This is a genomic window from Microbacterium sp. NPDC019599 (assembly GCF_040632175.1).
In the GTDB taxonomy this organism is placed as follows: domain Bacteria; phylum Actinomycetota; class Actinomycetes; order Actinomycetales; family Microbacteriaceae; genus Microbacterium.
This window is the reverse complement of sequence record NZ_JBEYBL010000004.1, coordinates 344,182-362,974: the sequence shown is the minus strand read 5'-3', so window position 1 is coordinate 362,974 and position 18,793 is coordinate 344,182. Positions and strand designations below refer to the sequence as shown.

Here is an 18,793-nt window from a genome sequence, read left to right as displayed (position 1 = left end):
TTCTTAGCTGCGCCCGGGGCACCCGCTGAAAGATAGGGCGGATGCCTCATGCGCGGCGACCACCTCAGAGAGGAGCGTCGTGGTCGTCAGAAACCACATCGGAGGCCCCTCATGGCTACCATCCTGCTCATCGCCATCGGCATCGTCGTCCTCGTCGCCGGCATCTCCACGCTGGTCCAGGTTGCGCGCGACGGCTACCGCCAGGTGCCGACCCGGCCCGACGCCCCGCGGCACCCGTAGGCCGTCATCCACCGAGGCGGCGGGCCGGCACCACTCACAGCCGCCCGCCGCCTCGTGCTGACGGAGCGCACGAGCCGATGGGATGATTCCGCCATGGGTCCCGAACCCTTCACGATCTCGGTCCCCGACGACGTACTCGGCGATCTGCGAGCCCGCCTCCGCAACACGCGTTGGCCGGAGAACGCGCCCGGGGAGCCGTGGAGCCAGGGCACCGACCTGGCATACCTGAAGGGCCTCGTCGAGGAATGGGCCGAGCGCTACGACTGGCGTGCACACGAAGCCCTCCTCAACCGCTACTCCCACTTCACGGCCGAGATCTCCGGTACCCGCGTGCACTTCATCCATGAGCGCAGCGGGAGGCCGGCACTCATGCTCACGCACGGCTGGCCGAGCTGCTTCACCGAGCTGCTGCCGCTCGTCGACCGGCTTTCGGCGGACTACGACCTCGTCGTCCCCTCGATGCCCGGCTACGGCTTCTCCGCGCGACCGCCCGAGGTCGGGATCGACGCCGCGTACACCGCAGGACTGTGGCTCGACCTCATGGACCTTCTCGGCTACAAGCGATTCGGTGCGATCGGCGGAGACTTCGGCGCCGCCGTCACGACGCACCTCGCGCTTCGGGCACCCGAGCGACTCACCGGGATCCTGCTCACGACGTCCGAGATGAGCCCGGTTCTCGGTCCGGATGCCGCACCTCTGACAGATCGCGAGCGAGCCTACGTCGATCACCTCGCACAGTGGGATGCCACGGAGCGCGGATACAGCAGCATCCAGTCCACCCGCCCCCAGACGCTCGGCTACGGTCTGTCGGACTCTCCGGCGGGCCTCGCGGCCTGGCTGATCGAGAAATGGCGAGCCTGGAGCGACAGCGGCGGCGACGTGGACAGCCGCATCGGCACAGAGTTCCTCCTGACTCTGCTGACGATCTACTGGTGCACCAACTCCATCACCTCCTCGATGCGCGACTACTTCGACGCCCGGTGGCACGGCACTCACCTGACCGGCGCGGACCGCGTGTCCGTGCCGACGGCGATCTCCGTGTTCGCGAACGAATTCATCCCCGAGGGCGAGCCGCCGCGCGAGTGGTACGAGCGCCTGTACGACATCCGGCAGTGGACGGTCTCGCCTCGCGGCGGGCACTTCGCCGCGATCGAGGAGCCCGACGCGCTCGCGCGCGACATCCGCGCCCACTTCGCCTGACGCGGTCGCCGCAGGGTGTCGGCATATCGGAGTGACAAGAAGCGGCATTCTTTCGCCTCGAATTCGGCGTAGGTTCCCTTGATTCGCTCGGTACCGTCAATGCATGCAGGCGCTGACGACCGATGGACGAGCCGTGTCCTCGAGGCGCTCCGCCTACTTCGTCTCAGACAGCACGGGCATCACGGCAGAGACGCTGGGCAACGCTCTGCTGGCGAACTTCCCGGGCTTCGCCTTCGTCCGGCACACCGTCCCCTTCGTCGACACACCGGACGGCGCTGCGAACGTCGTACGCGACATCGCGCGTGACGCCGGCGCCGGTCTCGCGCCGATCGTCTTCACGACGACGAAGGATGCCGCGGTCAGCAGCGTGCTCGCCGCCGCGCCCGCGACCATCATCGATCTGCTCGGCGGGCACCTGACGGAGCTGGAGGGCGCGCTCGGGACGACAGCATCCGAGCAGCTCGGTCAGTTCCACACGCTCGGCGACACGACGCAGTACTTCGCCCGCATGCGCGCCGTCGAGTACGCGATCGAGCACGACGACGGCCAGAGCTCGCGGGCGCTCGACATCGCGGACGTCATCATCGTCGCGCCGAGCCGCTGCGGCAAGACGCCGACCACGATGTACCTCGCGCTGCAGTACGGACTGCTCGTGGCGAACTATCCGCTGACCGACGAGGACTTCCCGACCGACGGCCTGCCGCGCCTCGTCGCGCCTTACGCGGCGCGCTGCTTCGGCATCACGACGACGCCGCTGCGACTGAGCCAGGTGCGGCACGAGCGCCGGCCCGACTCGCGGTACGCGAGCCTCGCGCAGTGCACCCTCGAGCTGCGCCGCGCGGAGGACCTCTACCGCCGCAACCGCGTGCCGTTCCTCAACTCCTCGACCAAGAGCGTCGAGGAGATGTCGGCCGTGATCCTGCAGACGCTCCGGCTGCGGACCTGACCCCATCACCCCGCACCGACCCCTCACGAAGTCCTGCACCGACCCCTCACGAAGCCCGCACGACCCCCTCACGAAGGAGAGCACCCATGAGCAGCATCCTCTGGTTCGACGAGCTCGGCATGGCCGATCTGCCCCAGGTGGGCGGTAAGAACGCATCACTGGGCGAGATGGTCTCGAATCTCTCGCATCTGGGCGTGCGCGTGCCGGGCGGGTTCGCGACGACCGCCGACGCGTATCGCGACTTCCTCGCGCATGAGGACCTGCGCGGGCGGATCCGCGACGCGATCGCCGAGCTCGACGTCGACGATGTGACGCAGCTCACGCATGTGGGCACCGAGATCCGCTCGTGGATCGAGGAGCATCCGCTTCCCGCGGCGCTGGAGCGCGACATCCGTTCCGCGTTCGAGCGGCTGGTGCAGGCGGATGCCGAGCCCGAGACGGTGACGTGGGCGGTGCGCTCCTCGGCGACGGCCGAGGACCTGCCGGACGCCTCGTTCGCGGGCCAGCAGGAGACGTTCCTCAACGTGGGCGGCATCGACAACGTGCTCGCCGCGATCCGCCAGGTGTACGCCTCGCTGTACAACGACCGCGCGATCGCGTACCGGGCGCACCACGGATTCGACCACGACGAGGTCGCGCTCTCGGCCGGGGTGCAGCGCATGGTGCGTTCGGACGTCGGCGCCTCGGGCGTCATGTTCACCGTCGACACCGAGTCCGGGTTCGACGGCGCCGTCTTCGTGACCAGCTCGTACGGGCTGGGCGAGGCGGTCGTGCAGGGAGCGGTCAACCCGGACGAGTTCTACGTCTCCAAGCCCGCGTTGCGCGCCGGCCGCCCCGCGGTCCTCAAGCGCTCGGTCGGTGAGAAGGCCATCGCGATGCGGTACACCGACAGCCGCGAGGCCGGGTCGAGCACGGCCTTCGTCGACGTCCCGCACGCAGACCGCATCCAGTTCTCGATCACGGATGCCGAGCTCGAGGAGCTCGCCCGCCACGCGCTGGTGATCGAGGAGCATTACGGCCGACCGATGGACATCGAGTGGGGCAAGGACGGCGTCGACGGCCACCTGTACATCCTGCAGGCCCGCCCCGAGACGGTCGTCTCCCGCACCTCCGCGAACGTGATCCGCCGGTTCCGGCTGCACGAGCGCGGCACCGTCGTCACAGCCGGGCGCGCGATCGGCCAGCGCATCGGCGCGGGCCCCGTGCGGGTGCTGACCGACATCGCGCAGATGGCCGAGTTCCAGGCCGGCGACGTGCTCGTGGCCGACATGACCGACCCGGACTGGGAGCCGATCATGAAGCGCGCCGCGGCGATCGTCACCAACCGGGGCGGCCGCACGTGTCACGCGGCGATCATCGCGCGCGAGCTCGGCATCCCCGCCGTCGTCGGCGCGGGCGACGCGACCCGCACGCTCCGCGACGGCCAGGAGGTCACCGTCTCGTGCGCCGAGGGCGACACGGGCTTCGTCTATGACGGGCTGCTCGACTTCGCCGAGGAGGAGACGCACCTGGATCGGATGCCGGAGGCACCGGTCAAGATCATGATGAACGTCGGCACTCCCGACCAGGCCTTCTCGTTCGCCCGGCTCCCGCACCGGGGCGTCGGGCTGGCGCGGCTGGAGTTCATCATCAACCGGCAGATCGGCATCCACCCCCGCGCCCTCCTGAGGCACGACAGCCTCCCGGCGGGGCTGCGCGAGGAGATCGACGAGCGCATCGCCGCCTACCCGTCGCCGCGCGACTACTTCGTGCAGCGCGTCGTCGAGGGCGTGTCGACGATCGCGGCGGCGTTCCACCCCGAGCCCGTCATCGTGCGGATGAGCGACTTCAAGTCGAACGAGTACGCCAACCTCATCGGCGGCGAGCTGTACGAGCCGCACGAGGAGAACCCCATGCTCGGCTACCGCGGCGCGTCGCGGTACATCTCGCCGGACTTCCGCGAGTGCTTCGACATGGAGTGCGAGGCGCTGAAGTTCGTCCGCGACGAGATGGGGCTCACCAACGTCCAGATCATGGTCCCGTTCGTGCGCACCGTCGCCGAGGGCCACTCCGTCGTCGAGCTCCTCGCCCAGAACGGGCTGCGCCGCGGCGAGAACGACCTCAAGGTCGTCATGATGTGCGAGCTTCCCACCAACGCCCTCCTCGCCGACGACTACCTCGAGTTCTTCGACGGCTTCTCGATCGGCTCCAACGACATGACGCAGCTCACGCTCGGCCTCGACCGCGACAGCGCCCTCGTCGCGAGCACCTTCGACGAGCGGGACCCCGCCGTCCTCAAACTCCTGTCGATGGCGATCGAGGCCTGCCGCCGCCAGGGCAAGTACATCGGCATCTGCGGCCAGGGTCCCAGCGACCACCCCGACCTCGCCGAGTGGCTCGTCGACCAGGGCATCGAGTCGGTCTCACTCAACCCCGACACAGTCGTCGACACGTGGCTCCGGCTCGCCGGCAGCGCCCCGGCCGAGGTGCCGGCCGACGGTCGGGTCGTCTGACCGCCCCGCATGAGGGCAGCAGTCCGTCCCGACCTGGACACGGGGCGGGCTGCTGGCTGTCGGCTCTGAGCGAGGAATCAACCAGCCGCGCTAATCAGCGTCTCAGCGATCGCTATTCCACGCGATTTGTGTAGCTCAGGCCGATTTGATCCGGCTCTAACGGGTTGCGAATCCGTTGCAAAGGTGCCTGCATCGCCCGGTCGCGTGTTAGTTTGCGGGTATGGCACGCCCCTACGGAGACCCTGTCGAGATCATCACGGGGCCGGTTCCCGCGCAGTCACCGTTCATCCCCACGGACGCGAGGATCGTGGTGGGGGCGGTAGCCCCGGCATCGCCGGATCCGATCCCGATCGTCCTGCTGCCGGGATTCGAGTACCGGATGCACGAGTGGCGCAACCCCGAGACGCACCAGATCCACTGGCGCCTCGAGCGTCGCAAGGCCAACCGGTTCGGCGACGACGACTGACGTCTCGCCGCCGCGGCCGCCTCAGCCGTCGGCGTCCGTGCGAGGCGGGTTGTGCATGAACTCGATGCGGATGCCGTTGTCATCCTCGACGAACGACGCGTAGTACCGCTCGTTGAACCGCGGGTAGAGCTTCGGCTCGCGCACCGGCGACCAGCCGGCCGCGATCGCCACATCGTGCAGGCGGTCGACCTCGGCGCGCGAGTCGACCGCGAAGGCGAGGTGCTGCCAGCCGACCCGGCCATGGCGGTGCGGGCCTGTGCCCGCCTCGCGTGCGCGGTAGAGGATCAGCTGGGTTTCACCCTCGCGCCACCACGAGCTGGAGTCGTCCTCATCCTCCCGCGCGAAGCCGAGCGCGTCGAGCACGGGGCCGAACTGCGCGATCCCGCGCGCGAGGTCGTCGACGGTGATGCCGAGGTGATCGAAGACAGCCATCTCGCCAGTCTTCCGGATGCCGGAGACACTCGATCGCCCCCGCTCGCGGTGAGCGGGCCCCAGAGCGCATAATCGCACTATCCGAAGGGGGTCTCCTATGCCGTTCCGCAGTCTCGACACGATCCGAGCGTGGCTCGAGGAGTTCGCGAGCCTCGGCTACGGCTTCGGGGGCGAGATCAGGGTGATCGAGCAGGACGGCGCCGGCGGCGCCAACACGGGTCTCGTCTACGTGCAGCTCGCGGATGCCGCGACGGTCATCACGATCCAGCCGGAGACACAGGATGCTGTCCGCTGGGCGATCACGATGGAATCGCGTGAGTCACCCGTGACGCTCGACGCGCCGGAGCTGCTGAACCTCGCCGCCGAGCTGTCGGTGATCTCGGCGCTGTGCGCCTTCCTCCAGGCGAAGTCGATCGCCTTCGTGGGCATCGATCAGCCCTGACTCCGCGGGCGAGGTAACGCGGTGGCGGCTGTGGCGGCATCCGTGTACGCCACGAGCGCGTGCGCGAGCCGGAGCGTGGAGTCCGGGTCGCCCGCCCCCGCAGCGCGGCTGAACGCGTCGTCGAAGCGGGTGAGCGCCGACCACGGCGCCTCGCCGAGGTCGACGGTCACGGTGATGCGGTTCACCCGCCGGTCGTTCGGGTCCACGTCGCGGCGGACGACTCGCCGATCGACCAGGCGGTCGATGAGGGTCGTGACGCCGGCGGACGTGACGCCGAGGAAGGCCGAGAGGGTGCCGGGGCGCGTCCCCGGGTGCGCGCCGATGAAGAGCACTGCGCGGGCGTCGAGCTCGTTGATGCGAAGCTCGCGCCGGGCCTCCACGATCGATGCCGTGCGGGCGTCGACGTAGCGCAGCATCGCCTCATGGAGCGACGGGTGTCGGAGACCGGCGGTACTCATGCTCAACCCCTCTGGAACGTCTCAACCGTACCAGCTTACCTCGGAAATCTGACTTTTAGAAAACTTATCTAAGTTTTCTAGATATCTGGTATCGTGGGCACCAGCGGTTCGGGCCGAGCCCCCGCCTCCACACCGCAGCCACCCCACTCACTTGGCGGGAGTGCCGAAGGAGCCCCTCATGGGCAAGTTCACGTACGAGAACACGATCAGGATCGACTTCGAGGATCGATTGCTCCTGCACCTCCAGACCGTCATCGGCAACAAGCTGCGCCGCAGCGAGGCGTTCTTCTTCAGCTGGCGGGACGATCCCAGTGTCGGCAACGGCCGGACGACCGTGTGGCTGCACTCCGGTGCGGGCATCACCTTCAAGTACTACGGGAGCCGTCCCCCGGCCTTGAACCGTCAATGGCTCGAGGCGCTCGCCTTCACCGCGAACTCCCCCAGCGGCCTGCGGATCGTCCCCGAGCCTGCAGAGCCGACCGGTGCGCCGGCCCACATGGGAGAGGACGCGGCCGCCGTTCTCGGGTGAGCGCGGACCGCGGCGCTGAGGCGCCGGAGTGCTGCGCGGTGCCATGATGAGCCGAGGATCGACTCTCCATGGAGGCGCGCATGAAGTCGGATCGACGTGGCTCCACCTGGCGACTGGCGACCACCCTGGCGGTGCTCACCGTCGCGGCCATCGGACTCGCCGGATGCTCCGGCGAGGTCAGCGCCGTCGACCGCGCGAGCGCAAGGGTCTCGGCGAAGGAGAAGGCGGTCACCGCCGCCGAGACGGCACTGGCCGCCGCATCGGGGGAGTTCTGCGGTGCGAGCAAGGACTACATCACCGCCCTCGATCGCTACGCCGACATCCTGAACGACACCGCGCCGACGGTGGGCGACGTGCGCGACGCCGGGTCCGACCTGGCCGAGCCTCGCGAAGGCGCTGTCGAGGGTGCGCAGGCCGCGGTGGAGGCACAGGAGGACCTCGCCGTCGCACAGCAGGAGCTCGCGGACGCTCAGGCGGCCCTCGCCGCGGCCCAGGCCGGCTCGACCGCTGAGCCGGAGGAGGCTACCCCGCCGCCGGCGAGCACTCCCCTCGCGCCCACTGCATCCGTCGAGCGCGTCAAGCGGGCCGAGTCGGAGTTCGCCTCCGCCGAAGCCGCCGTGACGGACGACACGCCCCTGCGCGAGGCATCCGAGCTCTTCAACAGCGCGGCCGTCGCGCTCGAGCTCGCGTGGCTGCGCCTGTTCGTCGATGCCGGCTGCATCACCGACGAGCAGAAGGCTCAGGCCGAAGCCGCCGTGAGCGCGTACACGAGCGCTCTCCAGCAGGACCTCACGACGACCGGCCACTACACCGGCGCGATCGACGGCATCTACGGCCCGATGACCGTGCAGGCCGTCGAAGATCTGCAGACCGCGAACGACCTCCCTGTCACGGGCACGGTCGACAAGGCGACGGCCGAGGCGCTCCAGGCGGAGCTGGTCGCGGTGGGCGGCGCCGCGGCGCAGGAGTCGGTGGCCTCGACGGCCGCCGTCCAGCAGACCCTCAAGCTCGTCGGCTTCTGGGACGGACCGGTCGACGGGGTGTGGACGCCCGAGCTCACCGAGGCCGTCATGGCCTTCCAGACCGAGCTCGGAGTCGAGCCGACGGGAGCGGTGGATGCTGTCACCATCGCTGCGTTCGAGCAGGCGCTCGCGGAGCTCGAGGCCGCGGCATCCCCCACCCCCACGCCCACGCCGTCCGCGACGCAGTGACGCTCCAGGGGCCGAACGGCCGCGCGGCGTCGCGGCTCGGCGCGTGTGCACAACGTCGCTAGTCCGCCCCGCCGAACGGCCGAACGGCCCTGGATCCCGCCCCAAGTGGCCCGATCGGCGACGCTGTGCACGCTCTTCGAAGGCACTCATCCCCCGCCGCTAGGGATTCGCAGAGCTTGCCTGCATACTTTTCTTCGACCCTCGTTTTAACTCGGAGCAATGATGCACGACAACCGTCAGATCACGGAGGGGCGAATCGAGCGATTCGTCCGCGACATCCTTCTTCCAGCGCTGTACATCCAGACGGCGCCCGTCGCGATCGGGGTGTGGGACGACCTCGACGAGCCGCTCCCCTTCGCCGATGCCGTCGGCCAGACGTACGCGCCTGTCACGCTCCCGCTCACATGGGGCAAGGCGTGGTCGACGTCGTGGTTCCACGTGACCGGCCAGGTGCCGCAGGAGTGGCTGCGCGGCGGCGACGCCAAGACGCGCGTCGAGCTCGTGATCGATCTCGGCTTCACGCACGACCGGCCGGGCTTCCAGGTCGAGGGCCTCGCGTGGCGCCCGGACGGCACGACGATCAAGTCGATCAACCCGCGCAGCGCGTACGTCCCCGTGCCTCAGGACGGCGACGGCGTCATCGACCTCTACGTCGAGGGCGCGGCCAACCCCAACATCGCGGGCGACTGGACGTGGAAGGCGACACCGCTCGGCGAGAAGCACACGGCGGGCGACGAGCTCCTCTACGTCTTCCAGCAGTGCGACATCGCGCTCATGGACGTGACGGTGTGGGAGCTCATCCAGGATGTGTGGACCCTTCAGGGCCTCATGAAGGAGCTCCCCGTCGAGTCGCCCCGCCGCCACCGCATCCTCGGCGCGCTCGAGCGCCTCGTCGACGTCGTCGACCCGGCCGACGTGTCGGGCAGCGCGCAGGACGGCCGCGACGTGCTCGCCCCGACGCTCGCGTCGCCCGCCTCGGCGAGCAGCCACAGCGTCGTCGCGATCGGCCACGCGCACATCGACTCCGCATGGCTGTGGCCCATCCGCGAGACGATCCGCAAGTGCGCGCGCACCTTCTCCAGCGTGATCGCGCTCATGGACGCCGACCCGGAGTTCCGCTTCGCATGCTCGTCGGCGCAGCAGCTCAAGTGGATGAAGGACGGCTACCCCGGGATCTTCGAGCGCATCAAGGAGAAGGTCGCGAACGGCCAGTTCGTCCCCGTCGGCGGCATGTGGGTCGAGCCCGACATGAACCTCCCCGGCGCCGAGGCGATGGCCCGCCAGTTCGTCGCGGGCAAGCGCTTCTTCCTCGAGGAGTTCGGCGTCGACACCCGCGAGGCGTGGATCCCCGACACGTTCGGCTACTCCGGCGCGACCCCGCAGATCATCAAGGCGTCGGGCACGGAGTGGTTCCTCACGCAGAAGATCTCGTGGAACCAGACGAACACCTTCCCGCACCACACGTTCCTGTGGGAGGGCATCGACGGCACGCGCGTGCTGACGCACTTCCCGCCGGCGGACACCTACGTCGGCGAGGTCTCCGGCGCCGACCTCGCGCGCGCGGAGCGGACGTTCCACGACCACCGCGACGGCTCGATCTCGCTGCTGCCCTTCGGCTTCGGCGACGGCGGCGGCGGCCCGACGCGCGAGATGATGGCCGCCGTCCGGCGCACGCGCTCGCTCGAGGGCTCGCCGACGGTCGAGATCGACACACCGGAGCGCTTCTTCGAGCGCGCCTACGCCGAGATGACGGAGCCCCCCGTGTGGAGCGGCGAGCTCTATCTCGAGCTGCACCGAGCGAGCTACACGACGCAGCACCTCACCAAGCAGGGCAACCGCCGCAACGAGCACTGGCTCCGCGAGGCGGAGCTGTGGGGTGCGACCGCCGCCGTGCGCACGGGTGCCGAGTACCCGTACGACGCCCTCGAGCGCATGTGGCAGCTCGTGCTGCTGCAGCAGTTCCACGACATCCTGCCCGGCACGTCGATCGCGTGGGTGCACCGCGAGGTCGAGCAGAACAACCGCGAGCTCGCGGCCGAACTCGAACAGCTGATCGGCGACGCGCTGGCCCACTTCGACGCGGGCGACGGCGCCGAATACGTCGCGAACGCCGCGCCGTTCGCGCGCGACGGCGTGCCCGCGCTGTCCGCCGGGCGTCGTGCACCTCGCGACGGCGCGCCGACGATCGAGAACACCGTCGAGGGCCACGTGCTCGACAACGGCCTCGTCCGGGTCGTCGTCGACGGGCGCGGCCTCATCGCCTCGCTCGTCGACCTCGCGACGGGTCGCGACGCGATCGCCCCGGGCTCGGCGGGCAACCTGCTGCAGCTGCACCGCGACCTGCCCAACCAGTGGGACGCGTGGGACGTCGACGACCACTACTTCCGCGTCCTCACCGACGAGACCGGCGTCGACGCCATCACGGCGACGGAGGGGACGGATGCTGTCACCCTCACGATCGAGCGCTCGTTCGGCGCATCGCACGTCACGCAGGTCCTGACGCTCGCGGCGGGCGACGCGACCCTGTGGATCGACAACGACATCGACTGGCACGAGAAGCGCAAGATGCTCAAGCTCGCGTTCCCGCTCGACGTGCACGCCGACCGCGTCGCGGCCGAGACCCAGTTCGGGCACGTGCAGCGCCCGACCCACAGCAACACGTCGTGGGATGCCGCCCGCTTCGAGCTGTGCGCCCACCGGTGGGTGCACGTCGCCGAGCCGGGCTTCGGCGTCGCGATCGCGAACGAGTCGAGCTACGGCTACGACGCGCAGCGCACCACGCGGGCCGACGGCGGCACCACCACGACCGCCCGCATCTCGCTGCTGCGCGGCCCGACGTTCCCGGACCCCGTCGCCGACCAGGGGCGCCATTCGATCGGGCTCGCGATCCGCGTGGGCGCCGACGTGCGCGCGGCGATCCGCGACGGCTACCGGCGCAACCTCGCCGAGCGCACGGCCCCCGGTCCCATCGACCCGCTCGTGCGCGTCGACCACCCGGCAGTGCTCGTCGAGTCGCTCAAGCTCGCGGAGGACCGCACCGGCGACGTCATCGTGCGCCTCTACGAGTCGGAGGGCGGCCGCGCCGCGACGACGGTGACGTTCGACTTCGAGACAGCCGGGATCATCGCGACAGACCTCCTCGAGCGCGAAGTGGACGCTCCCGCGGGCCTCGAGGTGGACGGCAACGCGGTCCGCCTGGCCCTGCGCCCCTTCCAGCTCGTCACGCTCCGCGTCCGGCGGGCCCACGCATGACGGCTCTCGACGCGCTCCCCGTCACGACCGGCACCCTTACGTCGATCGGCGACGGGGTGTGGGGCGTGACGGCGGCCGACGGCGGCTCGACGATCGAGCTCCGGCTCCCGGAAGGACCGGCCTTCGTGCTCGACGGCGCGGACGAGCTCTTCGTCCTGCCGAGCGACGCGTCGGGACGCACGCTGTCGGGCTCGCGCGTGGCCTGGGTGCTGCCTGTGGATGCGCTCGGCGACGAGCCTGCCTGGCTCATCGAGGCCGACGGTCCTCTCACCGCCGAGCCGGACGACTCGGGCTGGCGCGTCACGGCGGGAGCAGCATCCGCTCGGCTCACTCGGCACCGCGCACGCCCGCACGCCGACGTCACAGGCGGCCGGTTAACTCTCGATCTTCCCGGCGGGGAGCTGCTCGCCGACGCCGCCGCCGGGTTCTACTGGGGGACGATGCTGCCCTCGATCATCGAGCGGACGACGGGCGCCGACTACCCCGACGCGATCGGTTACGTCCGCAGCACGATGAAGGGCATGTACGCCGGCACGTACCCCGACGTCGACCACGAGTTCCAGATCAAGGGCCGGATCGCGTGGGGCAGCCCGCTCGACCTCGACGTCGTGCGCCGCATGATCGAGCTGCAGCTGCGGCTCATGCGCGAGGACCCGACGGGACTCTGGCGCGACCCCTGCGCCGTGCAGCCGAACGGCGACCGCGAGTACCACGTGCGGCGCAACAGCATGGACCGGACGGAGAACGCCGTCATGTTCCTCGTGACGGGCAACGTCGAGGTGCTCGAGTCGATCTGGCTCTACATCGGCCGCACCAAGGACGTCGCGTGGCTCGAGCGGCACATCGCCGACATCGAGGGCGCGGCGTACGGCATCGAGCAGCACATCGATGCCTTCGGCCGCCTGTGGGGCGACGTCTACTACGAGGACCAGGTCATCAAGGACGGCCGCGAGACGATGGCGCAAGCCCTCGCGGTGCGCTCGTTCGACCTGCTCGCGCAGCTCGAGGAGGTTCTCGGCCGCACGGAGGCTGCTGCACGGTATCGAGGTGTCCGCGACGGGCTCGCGGCATCCCTCACCCAGCCGCTCCCTGGCGGCTGGTGGGACCCTGACGCGTCCCGCTTCGTTGACTGGGTCGACCGGTCCGGTCGCGCGCACGACCACATCCACCTGCTCGCCAACATCCTTCCCGTCCTCGTCTGCGCCGCCTCCCCTGCCCAGGAGGCCGCGGTGCTCGACCTCGTGCAGCGCGAGCTGCCCGAGTTCCAGCGGTTCCCGACGTTCCTGTCGGCGCGCATCGCGGACTACACGGATGCCGAGATCGGCGACGGAGGTCCGTACGACCTGTGCGCCGCAGGGCGGTACTGGTGCTGGGATGCCGCCTTCTGGCAGTCGCGCGGAGACGGCGGGATGCTGCGCGAGCAGCTGGAGCGCGTCGCGCGCGAGGGCGCTCGGGATGCCTGGATCATGGGCGAGCGCTACGACATGAACCACGTGTACTACGTCGACGACAAGACGTGGCACGGCGCCGAGCACTACTACGAGTACCCCTGCGTGTTCTCGTGGGTGCTGTTCCAGGAGTACCTCGGCGTGCGGCCCGCGCTCGACGCCGACCTCCTGATCGCACCCTGCCTCGCGGAGCACGGCGAGGTCGCTCTCGAGCAGGCTGCGTATCGCGTCCGCTATCGCTTCGCGGCGGATGGGCTCACGATCGAGAACCTCGCCGACGTCGAGCGGACCTTCCGCGTCGACGCGAGCGCGCTCTTCGCCGCCCTGGCCCTGCCCGGCGGTGGGACGTACGACGGAGGCCCGCTGTCGCTCGCGCCGGGGGCGTCCGTAACACTCGTGCCGGCGCTGGGAGACTGACCAGATGCAGTTCTTCCCCGCGACCGCAGTCCGACTCGACGGCGGTGCGTTCGCCGACGCCGTCCGCACCGACCTCGCCTACGTGCGCGCCCTCGACCCCGATCGGCTGCTCGCGCCGTTCCTGACCGAGGCGGGGCTGCCGCCGCGGGCACCGGGGTACCCCAGCTGGGAGTCGGAGGGCCTGGGCGGGCAGACGGGCGGCCACTACCTCTCCGCTCTGTCCCACCTGTGGGCCGCGACGGGCGAGCACGACCTCCGCGCCCGGCTCGAGTACATGCTCGACGAGCTGGCCCGCGCGCAGGACGCGGTCGGGACGGGCTACGTGGGCGGAGTGCCTGACGGCGCGGACGTGTTCGCCGCCGTCGGAAGCGAGGGTCTGCCCGCGGCGCTCGCCTTCGGGCAGAGCCCGAACTGGGTGCCCTGGTACAACCTGCACAAGACTTTCCACGGCCTCCTCGACGCATATTCCGTCGCGGGCATCGACCGTGCGCTCGACATCGTGACCCGCCTGGCCGACTGGTGGCTCGCGATCGCGGCGGACGTCGACGACGAGGCGTTCGAGACGATGCTCGCGACCGAGTTCGGCGGCATGAACGAGGTGTTCTCGCGCCTCGCCGAGCTCACCGGTCGCGACGAGGACGCCGCGATGGCGCTCCGCTTCTCGCACCGGGCGATCCTCGACCCGCTCCTCGAAGGGCGAGACGCCCTGACGGGCCTGCACGCCAACACGCAGATCCCGAAGGCCGTGGGCTACGCGATCTCGCCGGATGACAGCATCCGGGCTGCCGCCGACGTCTTCTGGCGCACCGTCGTGGACCGGCGCTCGACCGCGATCGGCGGCAACAGCGTGCGCGAGCACTTCCACGCCCTCGACGACTTCTCGCCGATGATCGAGGACCGCGAGGGTCCCGAGACGTGCAACACGTACAACATGCTCCGTCTCACACGCGCCCTGGCGGAGCGGGAGCTGCGGCCCGAGCACCTCGACTACGCCGAGCGCGCCCTGTTCAACCACGTGCTCTCGGCGCAGCATCCCGAGCACGGCGGCTTCGTGTACTTCACGCCGATGCGGCCGCGCCACTACCGCGTGTACTCGACGGTCGACGAGTGCTTCTGGTGCTGCGTCGGATCCGGCATCGAGAACCAGGCGCGTCACGGCGAGTGGGTCTTCGGGGTCGAGGACGGCGCGCTCGCCGTCAACCTCTTCGTGCCCGCGACGCTCGACGCTCCGTCCTTCGGTGGGCGGGTCCGGATCGAGACCGGCTTCCCCGCGGATGACTCGGTCGCGGTCGTGCTCGACCTCGACGCGCCCCGGGCCTTCGCGCTGCGGCTGCGTGTTCCGGAGTGGGCGCCAGGGCTCTCGGACCTCGCCGTCGACGGTGAGCCGCTCGCCGGGGACGCGATCCCTGGGGCCGTCGTGCTCGACCGCGAGTGGCAGCCGGGCGCGCGGGTGACGTTCCGCGTGCCGCTCACTCCTCGAGCCGAGGCGATGCCCGACGGCTCGCCGTGGCGTGCGTTCCTCGCGGGCCCGATCGTGCTCGCCGCTCGCTCGTCCGAGGACGGCCTGCTCGGCCTGGAGGGCGACGACGAGCGTTGGAGCCACATCGCGCGCGGAGAGCTCCTTCCCCTCGCGGGCGTCCCGATCGTGACGGAGGCCGCGGCGACCGAGCTCCTGACCGAGACCGCGCCGCTGCGCTACCAGCTGCAGACCGATGCGGGCGACGTCGAGCTGGAGCCCTTCGCGGGGATCCACGACGCGCGGTACACCGTGTACTGGCCCGTCGCTTCCGACTCCGACGCGCGCCGGGCCGAGCTGCAGGAGCAGGATGCTGCGCTCGAGGTCGACGCGGCGACGCTCGACCGCGTCTCGTTCGGCGAGCAGCAGCCCGAGTCCGACCACGCGTTCGAGGGGCCGGACAGCTGGATCGTCTCCGACGGCGACCGTCACGCGCGCGCGACGCGGGACCGCATCGCCGTGACGCTGCGCAACCCCGACGGCGCCGGTCGGACGCTTCGGCTGGGGCTCGTCCAGTCGGCCGAGCCGACGCGCCTCGCCGTGCGCGTCGACGGCGAGCTCGTCGCGTTCGAGTCCTTCGACGCCGGGGAAGCGGAGGTCGAGCTCGACGTCGCGCTGGGCGACGCCGGACGCGGCGAGGTCGTGCGGCTGGAGCTCAGCGGAGCCGAGGGTCGCTCGACCCCCGGCATCCGCTCGGTCCGCCTGCTGCGCTGACTCTCCCTCCGGACCGTGTCGCCCCAAGCCCGCCCGCCCCTCCCGGTCGTTGAGCGAGCGAAGCGAGACGAAACGCCCGCGCCCGGCGCAGCGTGAGGCTCCCCCATCGGCTCCGGCGCCTTCGTCTCGGTCGTTTCGCCCCTCGCTCAACGGCCGACCCCCACCCGATCGCTGAGCTTGTCGAAGCGTCGAACCCGGGGCCCGCCGTCAGCGTCGGGTTCGACCCGTCGACAAGCTCGGGAACCGACGCCGGAAAGTTCGCTTGAACGGGGATTAACAGCATCCGGAATGTCGGAACCCCCGAGCAGAATAGGGTCATGGAAGCCCTGCTCGACACCCTCCGCGGAACCGTCGAGCAGCTCCACGACCTCACCGATCAGGGCCTCCGCGGCGGCGCGATCCGCACGTCGTCCGATGGCGACCTGGTCGACGCGCTCCGGCTCGCGGGTGAGGCTGCGCGGCTGGTCGATGCGCTGCTGGTCGAGGGGGCGGGTGAGGTGGTGCGGCGTTCCCGGATGCCGGAGCGGGATCTGCGCCTGGCCACCAGGATGGGCTGCCACGACGTGAACGAACTCCTGCAGCGCCTCACCCGCCTCGCCCCGTCCTCCACCGCGCGACTGCAGCGCGCCGCGCGCGCCGTGCTCGTCGAACACTGCCTGGACGGCGAGGAACTCCCCGCGACGCTGCCCGCGATGCGGGACGCGCTGATCGACGGGCAGGTCGGTGTGGACGGGCTCCTCGCGGTCGCCGCACCACTGGAGGCGATGGGCGACCGGGTCGGCCGCGAGGACCTGCTCACCGCCGACGCCGTGCTGGCCGCCGAGGCCCGCGGGGAGGGGCCCGATGCCGCACCCCCGGCCTGCGCCGACCTGCTTCGTGTGCAGGCCACGGTGTGGGCGGCGGCGCTGGACCAGGACGGCGCCGAACCCCGCGAACACCGCGCCACCCGACGGCGCGGGGTGTGGCTGGGCCGGGAACAGGACGGGATCATCCCCCTCAAAGGCGCCCTGCTCCCCGAAGTGGCCGCGCAGTTCCAGCGGATCTGCGACGCCACCGGGTCACCCCGCGCATCCGAGAGCGTCGCCTTCCGTCCCGACTCCCCCGACACCGACGCGTTCCCGCCCGACCCGCGCACCACCGCGCAACGCACCCACGACGCGCTCGCCACCGCCCTGTTCACCGCCGCCTCCAGCGGGCTGCTGCCCACTCTCGGCGGCGCCGCCCCCACCCTGGTCGTCTCCGTCCGGCACGAAGACCTCCTCGCGGGCACCGGGTGGGCGCACGTGGACGGCACCGCGGAGCCGGTGTCGATCGCCGCGGCCCGGCACGCCGGGTGCGCCGGCGTCATCCAACGCGTCCTGCTCGGCGGCAACGGAAGGATCATCCGGATCGGGACCGAGGAACGCGTGTTCAACAAGCACCAGCGCCGTGCCATCGCCCTGCGCGACGGGAACTGCATCATCCCCGGCTGCGGCGTCCCCGCCGCCTGGTGCGAAATCCACCACGTCACCGACCACGCCAAAGGCGGCCCCACCCACACGGACAACGGTGTGCTGCTCTGCTGGCACCATCACCGGTTCATCGACACCGGCACCTGGAAGATCCGGATCAACCACGGCATCCCCGAAATCCAAGCCCCACGATGGTACGACCCCACCCTCAGGTGGAGACCCGTCACCACCTCCCCCACCCGCCTGCGCGACCGCACCGTCAGACGCACGTGAAGAAGCTGACGCTGCACCCAATGAAAGGGCATGTCATGGGGGCGGCACACGGACTGAAGGTGGGCGCACCCCTGGCGCACCGGCGATACGCCCCCGCGATCGGATCCACGCCACGAGGAGCACGATGAGCGGAAGCTGTGTGGCGAAGTAGAGCAGATGGAAACCGTAGTGCTCGACCGTCTGCGCAGGCTCGAACGGCAGGAACGGCAGAGGGAGAACGCTGAGGGCGCCGCCGACTGCATTCAGTCCAGCCCACGCAAGCATCGACCAGGCGCCTGCCAGTCTCGTGGCCGGGATCAGCCATAGCGCGAGGCAACCGATCCAGACGAGCGTCGGGAAGAGCGACTCGGGACTGAGGAGGGACTGCCCGGGAAGGTCTGCCAGATTGTGGATGAGGAACCCGGACCAGGCGACGATCACCGCACCGGCGACCCCGGCCACCCACCCGCGAGCGCTCATGGGATACGCCCCCAGAAGTTCAGGACGAGCTCCGCCGTGCGGGCGGGCTGTTCCAGCGGAATGAGTTTCGCGGCATCCTCCACGATCTCGACTAGTCCTCCACGGACGAGCGCAATTGCGGCGCGTGCCTCGTCGGGCGGGAAGTCGTCGTGATCCATACCGGTGACGAAGAGCGTCGGCACACGGAGCCTTGCGAGCTGCGGAGTGAGGTCCTCGCGATGAATGGAGATGGAGCGAATCGCGTTGGCGAGGCTGCGTCGGTGGGCTGCCTTGAGGAGATCTCGCTGCAGCGCCACCGCGTCGGGGTCCTTCTGCCGTGTAGCCGGTGACAACTGCACTTCGGCGACGCCGTCGACGAGGAAGTCCACCGGCCCGAGGAGTCGATAGGCCGCGGTCAGCAGCCGTACCCGTCGCCGCGCCTCGGGACGGTACGAGCGAACCGGAGTGCTGAGCGTGACGAGGCTGCGCACCCGCTCGGGATGCCCGACGGCCGCGAGGATGCCGACATGCCCACCCCAGGCATTGCCTACCCAGTCGACCGGAGCCGTGATGCTCAGTTCGTCGAGCACCTGCCACGCCGCCGTCGCGCAATCGGTCAAGGTGTAGCGGTGACCGGAGTCGCCGCTGCGTCCGTGACCCGGCCCATCGATGAGCACCAGCCGACGCTTCGGCTCGAGCGCGGGGAGGATTCGATCCCAGCTCGTGCTGTCGACGAACAGGCTGTGCCAGAGCAGCGCAGGTGGACCGGAGCCGACCACCCGCACGCTCAGCTCGCCCACAGCGGTCTGGATGCGGTGTCCGGCCGCGCTCGATGCGGATGTGCTGATCATGGCGCTTCCTCCCGGTC

At 70.3% G+C, this 18,793-nt stretch carries 16 protein-coding genes; 12 read left to right on the top strand and 4 right to left on the bottom strand.

All coding sequences use genetic code 11. The annotated features are described in order from the left end of the window. The first annotated feature begins 111 nt into the window (after window positions 1–111). The 5 genes from ABZ477_RS10395 (at window position 112) to ABZ477_RS10375 (ending at window position 5,344) form a co-directional block, all read left to right on the top strand. Entirely contained in the window at window positions 112–240 is a 129-nt protein-coding gene (locus tag ABZ477_RS10395; RefSeq protein WP_360131942.1) for a hypothetical protein, read from the top strand. Window positions 241–333: 93 nt separating this feature from the next. Then, a complete protein-coding gene (locus ABZ477_RS10390; protein ID WP_360131939.1) occupies window positions 334–1,440 on the top strand; it encodes an epoxide hydrolase family protein in 1,107 nt (368 codons plus the stop codon). Window positions 1,441–1,543: 103 nt separating this feature from the next. Beyond that, window positions 1,544–2,386 (top strand): pyruvate, phosphate dikinase/phosphoenolpyruvate synthase regulator, encoded by an 843-nt coding sequence (gene ppsR / locus ABZ477_RS10385; protein WP_360131936.1) that lies wholly within the window; start codon window positions 1,544–1,546, stop codon window positions 2,384–2,386. Window positions 2,387–2,472: 86 nt separating this feature from the next. Continuing rightward, window positions 2,473–4,878 carry a phosphoenolpyruvate synthase gene (ppsA, locus tag ABZ477_RS10380; protein WP_360131933.1) on the top strand — a complete coding sequence of 802 codons (2,406 nt, stop codon included), beginning with the start codon at window positions 2,473–2,475 and terminating at the stop codon, window positions 4,876–4,878. Window positions 4,879–5,098: 220 nt separating this feature from the next. Next, window positions 5,099–5,344 carry a hypothetical protein gene (locus ABZ477_RS10375; RefSeq protein WP_360131930.1) on the top strand — a complete coding sequence of 82 codons (246 nt, stop codon included), beginning with the start codon at window positions 5,099–5,101 and terminating at the stop codon, window positions 5,342–5,344. Between the two features lie 21 nt (window positions 5,345–5,365). Here the strand turns inward: ABZ477_RS10375 and ABZ477_RS10370 are convergent, their stop codons facing one another. Beyond that, window positions 5,366–5,776, bottom strand: a complete 411-nt coding sequence (locus ABZ477_RS10370) for a VOC family protein (RefSeq protein ID WP_360131927.1) — start codon at window positions 5,774–5,776, stop codon at window positions 5,366–5,368. A gap of 97 nt (window positions 5,777–5,873) precedes the next feature. Between ABZ477_RS10370 and ABZ477_RS10365 the strand changes: the two genes are divergently transcribed. Next, complete coding sequence (locus ABZ477_RS10365; protein WP_360131924.1) at window positions 5,874–6,218, top strand: hypothetical protein; 345 nt, start codon at window positions 5,874–5,876, stop codon at window positions 6,216–6,218. On the opposite strand, the gene ABZ477_RS10360 is transcribed toward ABZ477_RS10365, so the two are convergent. Then, entirely contained in the window at window positions 6,209–6,676 is a 468-nt protein-coding gene (locus tag ABZ477_RS10360) for a MarR family winged helix-turn-helix transcriptional regulator (RefSeq protein WP_360131921.1), read from the bottom strand. The two genes, ABZ477_RS10365 and ABZ477_RS10360, sit on opposite strands and share 10 nt — an antisense overlap. A gap of 178 nt (window positions 6,677–6,854) precedes the next feature. On the opposite strand from ABZ477_RS10360, the gene ABZ477_RS10355 reads away from it, so the two are divergent. The 6 genes from ABZ477_RS10355 to ABZ477_RS10330 all read left to right on the top strand — a co-directional run bounded on the left by ABZ477_RS10355 (window position 6,855) and on the right by ABZ477_RS10330 (window position 17,487). After that, window positions 6,855–7,205, top strand: coding sequence for an ATP-dependent DNA ligase (locus ABZ477_RS10355; protein ID WP_360131918.1), 351 nt, complete (start codon window positions 6,855–6,857; stop codon window positions 7,203–7,205). Between the two features lie 80 nt (window positions 7,206–7,285). After that, window positions 7,286–8,416, top strand: coding sequence for a peptidoglycan-binding protein (locus tag ABZ477_RS10350; RefSeq protein WP_360131915.1), 1,131 nt, complete (start codon window positions 7,286–7,288; stop codon window positions 8,414–8,416). 222 nt (window positions 8,417–8,638) lie between these two features. Next, a complete protein-coding gene (locus ABZ477_RS10345) occupies window positions 8,639–11,668 on the top strand; it encodes a glycoside hydrolase family 38 C-terminal domain-containing protein (protein WP_360131991.1) in 3,030 nt (1,009 codons plus the stop codon). Further along, a complete protein-coding gene (locus ABZ477_RS10340; RefSeq protein WP_360131912.1) occupies window positions 11,665–13,533 on the top strand; it encodes a hypothetical protein in 1,869 nt (622 codons plus the stop codon). The genes ABZ477_RS10345 and ABZ477_RS10340 overlap by 4 nt, the downstream gene beginning before the upstream one ends. Window positions 13,534–13,537: 4 nt before the next feature. After that, on the top strand, window positions 13,538–15,763 hold the full coding sequence (locus ABZ477_RS10335) for a beta-L-arabinofuranosidase domain-containing protein (protein ID WP_360131909.1): 2,226 nt from the start codon (window positions 13,538–13,540) through the stop codon (window positions 15,761–15,763). Window positions 15,764–16,080: 317 nt separating this feature from the next. Next, the gene (locus ABZ477_RS10330) at window positions 16,081–17,487 is read left to right on the top strand and encodes a DUF222 domain-containing protein (protein WP_360131906.1); all 1,407 of its coding nucleotides are present in this window, start codon (window positions 16,081–16,083) and stop codon (window positions 17,485–17,487) included. A gap of 33 nt (window positions 17,488–17,520) precedes the next feature. On the opposite strand, the gene ABZ477_RS10325 is transcribed toward ABZ477_RS10330, so the two are convergent. Both ABZ477_RS10325 and ABZ477_RS10320 read right to left on the bottom strand, forming a co-directional pair. Beyond that, window positions 17,521–17,946 (bottom strand): hypothetical protein, encoded by a 426-nt coding sequence (locus ABZ477_RS10325; protein WP_360131903.1) that lies wholly within the window; start codon window positions 17,944–17,946, stop codon window positions 17,521–17,523. Then, on the bottom strand, window positions 17,943–18,776 hold the full coding sequence (locus ABZ477_RS10320; protein ID WP_360131900.1) for an alpha/beta fold hydrolase: 834 nt from the start codon (window positions 18,774–18,776) through the stop codon (window positions 17,943–17,945). Before ABZ477_RS10320 ends, ABZ477_RS10325 begins: the two co-directional genes overlap by 4 nt. Window positions 18,777–18,793: the final 17 nt, after the last annotated feature.